General features: G+C 44.2%; 12 protein-coding genes. 7 read left to right on the top strand and 5 right to left on the bottom strand.

Going from position 1 to position 13571, the window contains the following annotated elements; translation table 11 throughout:
* Positions 1-628 precede the first annotated feature (628 nt).
* From ACHFJ9_RS04000 to ACHFJ9_RS03980, 5 genes are all read left to right on the top strand, one after another.
* On the top strand, positions 629-2029 hold the full coding sequence (locus ACHFJ9_RS04000) for an FAD-dependent oxidoreductase (protein ID WP_395353871.1): 1401 nt from the start codon (positions 629-631) through the stop codon (positions 2027-2029).
* 113 nt (positions 2030-2142) lie between these two features.
* Positions 2143-3267: a M14-type cytosolic carboxypeptidase gene (locus tag ACHFJ9_RS03995; protein ID WP_243328071.1), complete on the top strand. Its 1125-nt coding sequence runs from the start codon at positions 2143-2145 to the stop codon at positions 3265-3267.
* A 457-nt stretch (positions 3268-3724) separates the two neighbouring features.
* On the top strand, positions 3725-4705 hold the full coding sequence (locus ACHFJ9_RS03990) for an outer membrane beta-barrel protein (protein WP_395188492.1): 981 nt from the start codon (positions 3725-3727) through the stop codon (positions 4703-4705).
* A gap of 136 nt (positions 4706-4841) precedes the next feature.
* Positions 4842-5711 (top strand): LysR substrate-binding domain-containing protein, encoded by an 870-nt coding sequence (locus ACHFJ9_RS03985; protein ID WP_048624707.1) that lies wholly within the window; start codon positions 4842-4844, stop codon positions 5709-5711.
* A gap of 161 nt (positions 5712-5872) precedes the next feature.
* Positions 5873-6646, top strand: a complete 774-nt coding sequence (locus ACHFJ9_RS03980) for a phosphotransferase enzyme family protein (protein ID WP_395355330.1) — start codon at positions 5873-5875, stop codon at positions 6644-6646.
* Here the strand turns inward: ACHFJ9_RS03980 and ACHFJ9_RS03975 are convergent.
* Positions 6643-7518, bottom strand: coding sequence for a LysR family transcriptional regulator (locus ACHFJ9_RS03975; protein ID WP_047008005.1), 876 nt, complete (start codon positions 7516-7518; stop codon positions 6643-6645). The two genes, ACHFJ9_RS03980 and ACHFJ9_RS03975, sit on opposite strands and share 4 nt — an antisense overlap.
* A 256-nt stretch (positions 7519-7774) precedes the next feature.
* Here ACHFJ9_RS03975 and ACHFJ9_RS03970 point away from each other — a divergent pair, with 256 nt between their 5' ends.
* On the top strand, positions 7775-8011 hold the full coding sequence (locus ACHFJ9_RS03970) for a hypothetical protein (protein ID WP_256951466.1): 237 nt from the start codon (positions 7775-7777) through the stop codon (positions 8009-8011).
* Between the two features lie 77 nt (positions 8012-8088).
* Here ACHFJ9_RS03970 and ACHFJ9_RS03965 read toward each other — a convergent pair whose 3' ends face one another.
* Both ACHFJ9_RS03965 and ACHFJ9_RS03960 read right to left on the bottom strand, forming a co-directional pair.
* A complete protein-coding gene (locus ACHFJ9_RS03965; protein WP_395355327.1) occupies positions 8089-9585 on the bottom strand; it encodes a peptide MFS transporter in 1497 nt (498 codons plus the stop codon).
* A gap of 332 nt (positions 9586-9917) precedes the next feature.
* Complete coding sequence (locus ACHFJ9_RS03960) at positions 9918-11288, bottom strand: L-serine ammonia-lyase (RefSeq protein WP_005395319.1); 1371 nt, start codon at positions 11286-11288, stop codon at positions 9918-9920.
* 131 nt (positions 11289-11419) lie between these two features.
* On the opposite strand from ACHFJ9_RS03960, the gene ACHFJ9_RS03955 reads away from it, so the two are divergent.
* Entirely contained in the window at positions 11420-12262 is an 843-nt protein-coding gene (locus tag ACHFJ9_RS03955; RefSeq protein WP_395355325.1) for a YdcF family protein, read from the top strand.
* On the opposite strand, the gene ACHFJ9_RS03950 is transcribed toward ACHFJ9_RS03955, so the two are convergent.
* The gene (locus tag ACHFJ9_RS03950) at positions 12252-12908 is read right to left on the bottom strand and encodes a hypothetical protein (protein WP_048624711.1); all 657 of its coding nucleotides are present in this window, start codon (positions 12906-12908) and stop codon (positions 12252-12254) included. The two genes, ACHFJ9_RS03955 and ACHFJ9_RS03950, sit on opposite strands and share 11 nt — an antisense overlap.
* Positions 12909-13157: 249 nt before the next feature.
* Entirely contained in the window at positions 13158-13424 is a 267-nt protein-coding gene (locus ACHFJ9_RS03945; protein ID WP_005395313.1) for a DUF333 domain-containing protein, read from the bottom strand.
* Positions 13425-13571 lie beyond the last annotated feature (147 nt).

The raw sequence follows: 13571 nt of genomic DNA, 5'->3' as shown, positions 1-13571 counted from the left end.
GGGAAATACAAAGCACTACTAAAAGGGGAGGTTTTGCTGTGCCCGACGTTTATATAAGGTTTTGAACACTGTTCTTTTGTTGGGATTCTAAGAGAAAATTGACCTTAGGTATTGTATGGGTTGGTAAGGAAATGTCAGTTTGGAAGCCACTTTGAACGTTGTGATTACGAGGTGGAAAAATGCTCGTGTTGGCAGAGTATGATGCCGTGTTGCTAAGTTAAAGTGAAATGAGTTGAACAAGAATTGAACGTTATTTGAAATTATTTTGACGTGTTTCTGGTCTTTATACGTACCTTATGAATATCGAGCCAATTTAGGCCCGATATAAAGGTAAGTAAGGAGAGGTTTATGAAACGCTTAATGACTTTAGCAAGTATGATTGCTCTGCATGCGTGAAACCGGTAAATTCTAACCAGTAAGACGGTCTCGATTTTCCGATAATTTATATCCTTGCTGTTTGTTTTGGGGAGCACTGCTCCCCATTTTTGTATTCATTGATAGCGGAAACTTCCACTCTCTCAGCGCAACATTTGCTATCGCTCAGCGTTAGATATTCTTGCTCGTTGATTGTGCTCATCGTTTGTAAAGTGTTTACAGAAACGATACAACGCACTAACAAGGATATCCGATGACACACAGTTCATACTGGTTCAAACAGGCCATTGAAGCTGAACAGCCAGAAACGCCGCAACCATTACATCAAAATATTGATACCGATATTGCTATTGTCGGTGGTGGCTACACCGGACTTTGGACAGCGATTATGATTAAGCAGCAATCTCCTGAAAAACAGGTGGTTGTTATCGAAAAGGGCTTGTGTGGCTGTGGGGCATCTGGCGCGAATGGCGGCTGTATGCTGACATGGTCTACCAAGTTCCCGACGTTGAAACGGTTATTCGGTGAAGAACATGCTGTTTGGTTGGTAAAAGAGTCGGAACAAGCGGTGTTAGAAATCGACGCATTTTGCAAGCAACATGGGATTGATGCACAGCTATCACTCAACGGTGTTTATTATACGGCGACAAACCGAGCGCAAGCTGGTGGAATGCAGCCAGTTGTCGACGAGTTACAACGGCTAGATGTGAACAGTTGGCGTCGTTGCTCGGTGGAGGAACTGCGTGCCAATGCGGGTTCACCTCGCCATATTGAAGGCTATCACTCTCCGGTTGCTGCTAACGTACAACCCGCCTTACTTGCGCGAGGGTTACGCCGTATTGCTATTGATCTGGGTGTAGAAGTTTATGAGAACACGCCAATGACGCGTCTAGATTATGGAAAACCTGCCACCGTCTGTACACCTAAAGGAAACATTCAAGCGCAGCAGGTGGTGTTGGCATTAAATGCATGGATGGTGGAGCAGTTTAAACAGTTCAAGAACAGTATCGTGGTGGTCTCTTCCGACATGGTGATCACCAAGCCGCTTGGTGATACTTTGTCTCAATCTGGTTGGCAAGCGGGTTCGAGTGTCTTGGACTCACGCATCTTCGTACATTATTACCGAGATACGCCAGATGGCCGTTTGATGCTAGGTAAAGGCGGTAATCAGTTCTCTTTCAACAACCAAGTTGACGCGATGTTTAACAAGCCGACGCGTTATCAAACGCTACTAAAAAAATCATTCGACAACCTTTTTCCTCGCTTAAAAGGGGCTGAATTTGAGTACTCTTGGACTGGCGGTTCGGATCGCTCCGCAACGGGTTTTCCTTTCTTTGGCCAATTGGATAAGCAAAGCAATGTCTTTTACGGATTTGGTTACTCAGGTAACGGCGTTGCCCAAACTAGAATGGGTGGAAAGATTTTATCGTCGTTGGTGTTAGGGCTAGATAACGAATGGACGCGAAGTGGTTTAGCGCAAGGACCGCTTGGGTATTTTCCACCAGAACCAATACGTTGGCTGGGAGCAATGATGGTACGAAATGCTGTTCGCCGAAAAGAGGAAGCGGAAGACAATGAGAAACATCCGTTTGTTTGGGATAAATGGCTAGCGAAACTCGCAGGACCAGCAGGCAAAGCGGATAAGCTCGACTAAACTGAAGACTTTAGCCACAAACGAGACAGTTTGCAGTGAAAGTCATTGGGGGGCGATGTAGCCTTGTGTTAGCCTCTGTCTTTCAAGCTCAGATTTAAAAGGTGAGTAATATAATGAAAGTATTCAGCAACTTCGATAGCGGCAGCATTCACGTAGTGAAAGCGGACGACAAAAATGACATCCAACTTAAAATCCCTAATGACAATATGTCGGAATTCTACCAGTGGTTCCATTTCCGTCTAGAAACCGAAGCCGAGCAGTCGCACACGATCAAACTGCTTGATTTGGCTAAGTCGGCTTATCCAGAAGGGTGGCAAGGTTACGATGTCGCGGCGTCTTACGACCGTGAAGAATGGTTCCGTATACCAGCAGAGTTCGATGGCGACACGCTGACTTTCACTGTTATCCCTGAGCGTAGCTCAATTTACTTCGCGTACTTTGCGCCTTACACATACGATCGTCATTTAGATTTGTTACACATGGCACAAAGCGCGCACCACTGCCAACTAGAAACACTAGGCCACACATTAGACGGCAATGACATGAGCTTGCTAACGTTTGGTGAGCCAGAAGAAGGCAAAAAGAAAATCTGGATGATTGCACGCCAACATCCGGGTGAAACCATGGCTGAATGGTTCATGGAAGGTATGATCCAACGTCTACTGGACGAAAATGACACGGTTGCGCGTGCATTACTGGAAAAAGCAGTGCTTTACGTGGTACCAAACATGAACCCAGACGGTGGTATTCGTGGTCACTTACGTACGAACGCGGTAGGCGTGAACTTGAACCGTGAGTGGCAAACTCCGTCTATGGAGAAAAGTCCAGAAGTCTACCTTGTGCGTCAACGTATGCTGGAAACGGGTGTTGACATGTTTTTAGATATCCATGGTGATGAAGCGATACCGTATAACTTCGTCGCTGGCTCAGAAGGTATTCCTTCTTACGATGAAAATCTTGCCGCTTTAGAGGCATCATTTAAGCAAGCGCTACTGACTATTACCCCTGAATTCCAAGATGAGATTGGTTACGATAAAGATGAGCCGGGTAAAGCGAATTTGACGGTGGGCTCAAACTGGGTCGCGGAGCAGTTCAAATGCCTGTCGTACACGATCGAGATGCCATTTAAAGACAACAACAATCACCCAGATCCACTTTATGGTTGGTCACCAGAACGCAGTGTATTATTTGGGCAAGATGTCTTAGCTGCAACGCTTACCGTGGCGGATAAAATCTAGTTCGATAACTTAACGTCTGTTCATTATTTCGAAAACAGCTCATTTTAAATGAGCTGTTTTTTTATGCCTTCGATATCCATTCTCTCCTGTAAAAATTTGTTGCCATTCACAGGCTTAAATGTCGATTCTTAAATTTGAGAATATGGGTTTTTATGGTGATTTGCGTCACAGAAAACTGGTTATTTTGTGATATTCTCCGCAACGAATTGACTATGGCTAAACCAACGCAACGAGACTTTATTTCTCGGTTGGGTATGCGGATGAAGCTCATGAATAGATGGTCTTGAGGTTATCTTTCTCCGTTTTACGTCATTGGCGTTTGAATATCATTTTTTGATTCTTTCCTACGCTATTTAGCTATTTCTGTTCGAAGAAAAGAGAAAGTTACGGCTTCATATTTTACGGCAGTATGCTGCCTCGATGTGTTGCTTTGTGTACAAGAAAAAGGAAAAGAATAATGAAAAAAATCGCTATAGCAGTGGCTACTGTACTTGCTGGTGGTGTGATCTCAAACGTTGCACTTGCTGACACTTACATGGGCGGTAAAGTAGGTTACAACTCTCTAAATGATGCGTGTTACCTAAACGAACCTTGTGACGACGACAGTTTTGCAGCATCTATGCACCTGGGCTACAGCTTCAACGAGTACGTTGCAGCAGAGTACGGTGTTGATTACCTTGGTGACTTCACTGCAAACTTCAAAAAGCCGGGCCTAAACACCGTTGACGGTGATCTTTGGGCGTTGACGCTTGCTCCTAAATTCAACCTACCGCTAACAGATTCTTGGAATCTATTCGCGAAAGTTGGTGCTGCATACATGATGGCGGGTGACGAAAAAGATTTCGTACCAACAGGCTCTCTAGGTGCTGAGTACAAAATCAACTACAACTGGAGCCTACGTGCTGAATACCAACGTTACCAAGATATGTCTGATGACGTGATTGAAGACATGGATTCAGATTTCTTCGGTATTGGTTTTAACTACAAGTTCGGCTCTGAGCCAGTAGTTCAAGAAGAAATGGTTGAGGAAGTAGTAGAAACACGCCCTGCAACACGTATTGTTGAGCATGTTTACCCTGCTCAAACAACAGCGACAGTACAATTCGACCTAGAAAGTGCAGAAGTGAAAGATGCATCGACCCTTTCTGGTACCGTTGATCTGATGAACACTTACCCACAAGCTCAAGTTGAGATCACGGGTTACAGTGATACGACGGGTTCTGCTGCGTACAACCAGCAACTTACAGAAAAACGCGCGAAAGCCGTTGCTGACGAGTTCCAAGCAAAAGGTATTGCGGCTGAGCGTATGACAGTGAAAGGTATGGGTGAAGCTAACCCAGTAGCAAGCAACGAAACACGTCAAGGTCGTCAAATGAACCGTCGTGTTGAAGTAGTTGTCCCAGCGTTTGAATACCAAACCACTGAGAAAGCAGAATAATTCCTGCTTGAGAGACAGTTCCAAAAGCCAGCGTGTATCACGCTGGCTTTTTTGATCCCGCTTAACAAACTCAGCACTTTCATCGATTTGTCATCACCAGTTCTTACCATGGCTACTGAGTATTTGGGAGAGTGTTATGCAAAGTTTACCGCCGCTTAATTTGCTCCGAGCGTTTGAAGCCACGGCGCGATTACAGAGTTTCACTAAAGCCGCAGAGGAGCTCAATGTGACCCGTGCGGCCGTCAGTCAGCAGGTGAAATCGCTAGAGCTGCAGTTAAATGCAACATTATTCGAGCGCAAGGGTACGCACCTTACGCTGACCAGCTCAGCAAAAGAATACTGGCCGGTGGTTAACCATGTGCTTCAAACCTTATCAACCTCGACCCATCATTTATTTACTCGCCCACAGAACAAGCAAATTACCTTACATGTCGCCCACAGTTTTTGCTCGCAATGGCTAATGCCAAGGCTGGCCGATTTTCAGCGTCAATTTCCAGATGTTTCCTTTAAGATCTCGACAACCGCGAATACGGTTCCAAACGCCAGTGCGATTGCAGATATAGAAATTATTAACGGAGATGGCGATTGGCAAGAACAACAAGCTATTCAGCTTACCCAAGAAAACTGGATCGTTGTAGCAAGCCCCGGCTTTATTCAGTTAAATCCGATTGATGACCTCACGAAGTTGTCTCAAACACCTAAAATCTGCACCGGCGGTTATCATGAATCTTGGCAGGTGTGGTTTGCGTACCAAGGTTATCAAGGCAAGGTGAGCAAAGTGATAGCAGAATTTGAACATTCATTGCTTGCTATTCAAGCTGCAACCAATCAACTTGGTATATTGCTGGTGAGAGACTTTCTTGTTGAGGATGAGCTGCAACAGGGGATATTAGTGCAAATCGGAGATTGGGGTATGCCCAGCTCCGGCGCACACTATATGATGGTTAGAGCATCAGAAAAGTCACACGTAAACACCTTTGCCCAATGGTTAATACAAAGCCTTTGATGTTTTACGGTCTATTTTTACAGCGGTACTTATTCTTGCGATTTACCTAACAAAATGCGCGGTTTCTTATAGGGTCAGTCAACCTTCTCTAAAAGCTTTGAGTGTATGATGATCTAGCTTTACGTTATCTGATGCGCACTTAATCCACACAGGATACTGTTATGGAAACAATGCAAGGCGGTAGAGAAAATGCCATCTATCGAAAAGGGAATTTGATATCTCGTCCTGCCAGTTATTGGACGATGACTATCCATCAGCTACTTACCTATCTTCATTCACGAGGCTTTACGGCATGCCCTAAAGCGGTTGGTATTGAGAAAGGAAAAGAGTGGGTTAGCTATGTCGAAGGAGAGACTGACAACTATCCATTGATTGGCAACATTGCTTCTGTTTCCGCGCTCCAATCTGCGGCAAAAATGTTACGCGATATGCACGATGCATCTGAGGGTTTCCTTAAGCAATATCAAAATGAAACGCTGCACTGGATGCTGCCACCACGAACACCACAAGAGGTGATTTGTCATGGTGATTTCATGCCATATAACGTGGCACTCCATGGAGAGTTTGTCGTTGGTGTGTTTGATTTTGATACGGCGCATCCGGCGCCAAGAGTTTGGGACGTCGCTTTTTCGGTCTATGGTTGGGCACCATTTAAAACCGATGAGCACGATAAAATGGGCTGTTTGGAGCAACAAATTCAGCGCGCAAAACTTTTCTGTGACGCTTATGGCTGTTCGAGATTGGAACGGGAAGAGCTGGTGGAGGTGATGACACATCGACTCTCCGCGTTAGTTGATTATATGAGAGGGGGCGCCGCTCAAGGTGATGATAGGTTTCAAGCGAACCTAGAAGATTGCCATCATACCGCTTACCTCAACGATATCGAGTACCTAAGAAAACATAGACAAGTCATCACCCTAGGACTTTTAGGTTAGGGCTGGGTGATATCTTTAATGACATTGAATAACCACTGGTTTATCGGGGCTTGCTGTTGTGAGCGACGACAGCTCATCACGTAGCGAACATCAAGCTCTAACCCGCCAGGAAGCGCGATACTTCGGCAGCCCTTAGGCACATGTCCACTCATGGTTATACCAAAATGATCCGTTTGTAGGAGCACTTTTTGAATCATCGCAGGGTGTTCAATTTCTACCTTAGGTGTGGTTCTGAACCCCATATGGTTGAGCCTTTCCAACAACGGGTATCGGTAGTCGTTCCATCCCGGCGTTTTGAAAAGTAAAAAGGGGTAGTTTTCTAGCTCTTGGAAATGTTGAGCGGGATGCTCATCTCGAACAAAAAATACGGCTTTTCCTCGACCTAGTTCGTTTTGAATAATTGACTGCGGAAGATCCTCATCAAAATAATGAATCGCAATAGCGTTTTCACCCTCAGTTAATCGCTTTTTCGCGTCGCTACCCCAACGTAAACAAGAGAACTTTGCTTTTGGGGCGTGTTTTAGTAATTCTAAGTAAAACTTGTCACCAAAGTAATCCCAAAACAATGTGTTCGCATAAATAGTGATCGAGCCGTCAAAATGAGCGGGTGAAAAACTCTGTGGTTTGATGGAATCAATACTGGTGAGGATTTGTTCAAAATGTGGCATGTTCGCTTCGACAAAAGCGGTCGGTTCAAAGCCATTTTTAGTCTGAATGAACAAAGGATCATCGAGCTGCGCTTTCATTTTTGTCAGGTTTTTGCTGATTGATCCGGATGTCTTTCCGAGTGAATCTGCCACCAATCGGACGCTACGTAACTCATACATCCGTTTTAGTACCAATACGTTTTGAATGTCCAGATTAATGCTCATACATCGTCTCATTTATCTTCTGCCGAGAAATCATATCTCTGAATTTCTGAATAAAAGACAACGTTCGGTCAATTTAAGCATGCTGTCGTATCTTATGGTTTATTGAAGGCGACGGTGGACAGCAAATAGGCTTGGTCATATCAATTTAGTGGTTTGGATTTCCATTTGGTAAATGATGACTTTCCTCGTATGAACATGTTTCTGTTGTTACAGTTTTTTCATCGAAAGAAAGTAAGAACAAAAACAGAGGTGACGTATGAAAAAATTAATCGCACTTGGTTTGATGGTTTGCTCAACAAACATAGCATTAGCTGGCGATGGGTCATACACGGGCACGATTGATATGACGATGGCTACGAAAAATCAGGTCGACGTCGAGCGCGCAGATTCTCAACTGACGCTGAAAGGTCGAAATGAAACGGCTTATGGCGGGGTAATCATCCAAACGGATGCTACTACACAAAAAATTGAACTTCGTGGTCGACGTGATTAATCGAACATGTTGTTGTTAAGAAAATGCCGCGAATATCGCGGCATTTTTTATATTTTGAGATAGGTAAATCATCAAACTCAGCTTTGAACTTCAACCCCAGCTTCGATCTCGACTGGTTGCGCTTGAGTATCGCTTTCTTTCGCCGCATCAAGCATCTTGCGAATAATGAGTGACGCTGCCATTGCGATAGCGACCATCACGACAGCAAGGACAGTGAGTAATTGGAAATAATCACCATATACGTTTTGTACAATGTCTTGTGTGATGGTCTGTCCTTTCTCTAACGCGATAGAGGTTGAGAATGCAGCACCAATAATACCGCTCAATGCGATTGCCACAGAAAATAGGCTAACAGAGAAGTTTTCGATGTGCTTCGGCGCGACGGAAAGAATAAACGCTACGACCATCGAACCCACGATGACTTCTGCAATCGCCTGGAAGAAGTGAATAGCGAGAAAGATTTCTGGCATGATCACGACATCTTCACCCACGGTAGTCACGGCAAACGTCAAGATACCAAACGCTATCGCGGTCAGTACAAATGCCAAGGCGATTTTTGTCGCGGTAGAGAGGTAGATATCGCGCTTTTCCAGCAACCCAAAAAAGCCAGCTACGATAGGACCACCAACCATACACCAAAGCGGGTTCATTGCCATTGCTGCTTCTGGTTCGAGCGGAATAAAACCAAATAGAGAGCCTTTTAATGTGTTGATAGCAACCATGTTCATCGAGGTCATCATTTGTCCGTAGTAAACAAAGAAACAGGTTGTCAGCAAGGTCACAATTAAGATGGTCCCCATCTTCAAAGACTCAGCTTTGCTTGCTTTAAGCATCAGAGATATGAAGTATGCGATCGCCGCCCCTCCGATGGCGTATACGATATTTTGGCCAATATCCATGTTTGAAAACATGAAAAATACCAACGCGATCATTGCCAATGAAATCAATGCAAAAAGTACCCAGTTTTTTAAACTTACGGTTTTTTGATCAAGCTCAGAGGCTATGCCAACAAGATCTTTACGGAATACCAATAGCATGATCAATGCCGCTGCTGCCATAACAGCAGAGATGGTAAAACCGCCATTAAAGCCGATCACAAGGACAATCATTGGGAACAAATATTGACCTAAAAAGGCGCCAACATTATTCACTGAATAATTGATTGGGTATCCTTTTTCAAAATCTTCTTGTGATTTGAACGTTCGTTTATAGAGGCTAGGGTAAGAGGGTGACATCAGGCCGCGGCCATAACTGGCGAGCGCAATACCACACATTGAAAGTGGAACGTTAGAAGCAGAAGCCCCCAACACGAGTAATACGTAACCGGATGCAAAAGCGAAATATGCGATAGAAAGTGAGCGATAAGCGCCTAAAAACTTATCTGCAATAAAGCCGCCCGCGATCGCGAAAAGTGGCCCGATCGCCGAAAAAGCACCAACGATCATCATCGTATCGGCTTCGTTGTAATTTAGATCCTCTAGAAAAAATCGAGTTAGACTTACTAATACACCGTAAAATGATAAGCCAAACATCATTTGGCAGAACATCATGGATTTATTGAGTTTATTCCACATAATTTTGTACTCACATTAGCGGAGAAAGGTAGGTATTGTTATTTCTATTAAATAGTAATGAAACGAAAGATTGAGTATTGAAATAATTGTCGCATAACGTGGAAATGCTGCACTATATTTTCTAATGCTTATATGGCTAAATGCTAATGTGTTGTTCTAGATCAATTTGAATAAAGCAGTGCTTAATCCTGTTTTTGTTTAATTTTGTTGTATTTGTTACTAATTGGGACTGAAGGGGTTTTATAGGATTACGGCAAATAAAAAGAGGTCTTTCGAGAAAGGAAATTGCTGACGAAGTGCATCGCCAGCAATGATATAGCGGGCTTATTTGACTATTCGCATGGCGGTGCCATATGAATGACGGCCAAGCCACCTAAGGAAGTTTCACGGTATTTTTTGTTCATATCTTTACCAGTTTGATACATGGTTTCGATAACTTTATCTAATGAAATAAGGCATTTGCTCGTGCGCTTTAATGCCATACGAGAGGCATTAATGGCTTTCATTGCGCCCATGGCATTTCTTTCAATGCAAGGCACTTGAACCAAGCCGCCGATCGGGTCACAAGTCATTCCTAATGAATGCTCCATCGCAATTTCCGCAGCAATACAAATCTGCTCGTTACTGCCGCCTCTGAGCGCCGTTAAACCAGCGGCTGCCATGGATGAAGAAACCCCGACCTCTCCCTGACAACCCACTTCGGCGCCGGAAATTGACGCGTTAGTTTTGTATAAGATGCCGATAGCGCCAGCGACTGCAAGAAAGTCTTTCAGCTGTTTAATATCAAGCTCTTTGATGAAGCGATGGTAGTACATCAATACCGCCGGAATAACCCCTGCGGCGCCATTAGTTGGAGAAGTAACGACTTGTCCTCCAGCTGCATTTTCTTCGCTAACCGCAAAGGCAAAGAGGTTAATCCAATCCATGATCTCCATTGGATCATTCTCAACTGCAGCGTTAGCTTCGAGCTTCTTCAAAAGATTTGGTGCACGACGAGTGACATTGAGACCACCTTCTAAAATCCCTTCCGTATCGAAACCACGTTGCATGCAGAGCGACATCACTTTCCAAATTTGTTCTGCTCTTTGGCTAATTTCTTCATCTGAGCGGAATGCCAGTTCGTTTTGTAGAATCATACCTCCCAAACTAAAACCGTTAGTCTCGGCTTTTTCCAGCATCTCATCCGCTGATGTGAAAGGAAATGGTACCGCGACTTCATCTTGTTGCGTGCCGTTTTCTAGTTCGTCAGCGGTGGCGATGAATCCGCCTCCGATGGAATAATAAATTTCAAACGCCACTTGGTCTCCCGCAGCGTCTAGTGCAGTAATCGTCATTCCGTTTTCATGCAGGGGAAGGTTGTCACTATGAAAGACGATGTCATGGTCGTAGCTAAACTCAATCTGGTGCGTACCAGCGAGCAGCAGCGTGTTGTTGTCTATAGTATTTTGTAGCGCACTTTTAGCGCTACTCATTTTAATGGTATCGGGTTTATTTCCCATCAAACCAAGGACAGTGGCTCGGTCTGTGTGGTGCCCTCTCCCAGTGAGCGATAATGAGCCATAAAGGTCCACTTGCACCCGATGCACTTTCGCCATAGAGTCGCTAACTAGTTGAGTGAAATGGAATCCGGCAAGCATAGGACCATTAGTGTGGGAGCTAGAAGGCCCGACACCAATCTTAAATATATCGAAAATCGACAGCATAATTGACTTCCTTTAGCAGTGAACCTTTATAAAGGTCTCTAGAACAGTGTTGTTAACTAGATGTTAAAGCCTGTAGGCCGGGAGTGAAAGAAGATTTTTGTAACACTGCCAACTAAGCGCGAGATTTTGAAATGAAGTTAGACAATGTGGTCATCGTTTTAGGTAAACGCCTCGTCAATAGCAGATTGACCGTTGAGGGGGTAACAAGAGTCGAAGCCTTATCTAATGCGATTGCGTCATTGCCGACAGAGCGAACGGCGATTATTTTTTGTGGTGGATTAACGCAAGGCCAATGCATTTCTGAAGCAGATGCAATGTACAGTTATTTTAAATCTCTAAATGCGGCCGCTGTGCATCCGTTCCCTGAACATCAAATACTTTTAGAAAATCGATCTTTGAATACGTTCCAGAACATGCGTTACGCTTCTCGCGTTTTGTGTGATAGTGGTTTGTTCCAGTTATGGTCAGCGCGTTCGGTTGAGGTCACCTTGTTGTCGAATGACTACCACCTTGAGCGAATCATAGAAATCCAAACCTTGATGGATGAGCAGGGATTATTACGAGTACTAAAATCTGAGTGCGCATCCATGGGCGTTACTCTCAACTTACCATTGGATATCAACAAACATATCAGCGTACCATACCCACATAAAGGGCCTATGGCAGCGGCATTTTTATTACTGGATGAACTCACGACTTACCGAGTTTATTTAGAAGGGGTCAAGCAGGGAGCATTTTTACGAGACTTATCGGTTGTCCGAAAGAAGCCGCTTATGATCGCGAGACATGCCATTCAGCAATTGCTCGCTTTACCACTCGATAAAGATAGTTTGCAACAGATTGAAGATATGAAAAAGGCCATCGAAATGACGGCCTTGGATGAATCTTTAGGAGCTGCGGAACAAGCGTTAAGGATCGTTCATCCGATATTAACTGCATTGAACCGCCGCTTGGATCCTGAGTCTATTCATTAAGTTCGCGTTTTGTGCGGACTGCGCTCAATGCGATCAAACAGTAGCAAAGGAGTTCCATGCCTTCTTCTGAAATATTTTTAACATCACGGATGTAGTTCTCGTCCATCACTTGTTGCCAAAAACTGCCCATGCCATACAAGCGAGAGAAGACCAACAATAGCATCACGGCACCAATTAACAGTTTCATGTGGGGAACCGTTAAGATGGTCGCCATTTCGTTCATGGTACCTTTACCACCTTGGTAAGCTTTGGCGCAAGCCAGTGCGGTGACAGCGAGCGCAGGGAAAACCCAAGAACCATGACGAATCATGTCTGTCCAATAGTCTGTTTCACGAATAATGAGCACCGCGAAAAAGCCGGCAATCAAAATGGCCGCATGCTTTAGCTGAGGCTGTTGTTTAGATAGGCTAAAAAATGACCACGATGCAATCGCGAGCATCACAAGCTGGAGTGTTTCTGTTATGGAAAGCTCACCAAGGCTTGAACCCAACACGACATAATCAAGGCGAAGACTGAGGTTAACGAGAATACTGATAGCGACAATCATCAATGCGCTTAAACTCGATTTATAAATGATGCGCTTTGACTCTTCAGTAACAACGTTGCTTGGGGCTGACTCGGCTTCTTTTACTATTTGTGTTTTCATCTTGCTCACCTGTTCCAGAAAATGTGGAAGAAATGTGAATTAGTGTGATCTGTGTTTGGGATTTTATTGTCCAAGTGGAAAGTTATGTCAGAGGAATGTCAAGAATAGAACACTGTTCGATATAGTGTCGATATGCGGTAAAGTCAGAGGTATGTAAAAATGAAGTGAGAAAGTTTTGATAAATCAAATAAAAAAGGAGCCTAAAGGCTCCTAAGTGATAGAGGGAATCTGGCGTGTCGACAAAAAATTTTAGTAGTCGCCACTCTCACTTTCTTTATGATTGTCGCGATAGTATTCCCATTGCTCGACACGATTATCGTCAGACAGCACGCAGTAAGTCACACGTTCGCCATTTTCCGAAACGGTATCCAACTCACCACCTTGCTGAACACAGTAAACGGCTGCAGGATTTGCGACGGAGGTATACTCAGTCGAGCGAGTGGCACCTTCGTAAGTTGAACAACCAGCCAGTACCAACGTTGCAGCCATAGCCATCATTAAATTTGTCTTTTTCATTCTTTATCTCCGCATGGGGTGGGCGAGTATTGTCTTGATTATAGGCAACTTTCAGAGATTATTGTCTTATCGATGTTAAAAGTAAGAGGGACGTATAAGAATTTAGATATTCTCATCTTTTACTGGTTATCACGTCACACTTCTATT

Origin of the sequence: Vibrio sp. D3 (genome assembly GCF_043995865.1) — a bacterium.
In the GTDB taxonomy this organism is placed as follows: Bacteria; Pseudomonadota; Gammaproteobacteria; order Enterobacterales; family Vibrionaceae; genus Vibrio; species Vibrio diabolicus.
Note: the sequence above shows the minus strand (reverse complement) of the source record. Positions and strands in the feature narration are given on the sequence as shown.

Coding starts and splice junctions, on each gene's coding strand:
- ACHFJ9_RS03965 (WP_395355327.1), bottom strand. CDS start 9,585: ATGTGGAATAAACTCAATAAATCCATGATGTTCTGCCAAATGATGTTT.
- ACHFJ9_RS03945 (WP_005395313.1), bottom strand. CDS start 13,424: ATGAAAAAGACAAATTTAATGATGGCTATGGCTGCAACGTTGGTACTG.
- ACHFJ9_RS03995 (WP_243328071.1), top strand. CDS start 2,143: ATGAAAGTATTCAGCAACTTCGATAGCGGCAGCATTCACGTAGTGAAA.
- ACHFJ9_RS03970 (WP_256951466.1), top strand. CDS start 7,775: ATGAAAAAATTAATCGCACTTGGTTTGATGGTTTGCTCAACAAACATA.
- ACHFJ9_RS03980 (WP_395355330.1), top strand. CDS start 5,873: ATGGAAACAATGCAAGGCGGTAGAGAAAATGCCATCTATCGAAAAGGG.
- ACHFJ9_RS04000 (WP_395353871.1), top strand. CDS start 629: ATGACACACAGTTCATACTGGTTCAAACAGGCCATTGAAGCTGAACAG.
- ACHFJ9_RS03960 (WP_005395319.1), bottom strand. CDS start 11,288: ATGCTGTCGATTTTCGATATATTTAAGATTGGTGTCGGGCCTTCTAGC.
- ACHFJ9_RS03985 (WP_048624707.1), top strand. CDS start 4,842: ATGCAAAGTTTACCGCCGCTTAATTTGCTCCGAGCGTTTGAAGCCACG.
- ACHFJ9_RS03975 (WP_047008005.1), bottom strand. CDS start 7,518: ATGAGCATTAATCTGGACATTCAAAACGTATTGGTACTAAAACGGATG.
- ACHFJ9_RS03950 (WP_048624711.1), bottom strand. CDS start 12,908: ATGAAAACACAAATAGTAAAAGAAGCCGAGTCAGCCCCAAGCAACGTT.
- ACHFJ9_RS03955 (WP_395355325.1), top strand. CDS start 11,420: ATGAAGTTAGACAATGTGGTCATCGTTTTAGGTAAACGCCTCGTCAAT.
- ACHFJ9_RS03990 (WP_395188492.1), top strand. CDS start 3,725: ATGAAAAAAATCGCTATAGCAGTGGCTACTGTACTTGCTGGTGGTGTG.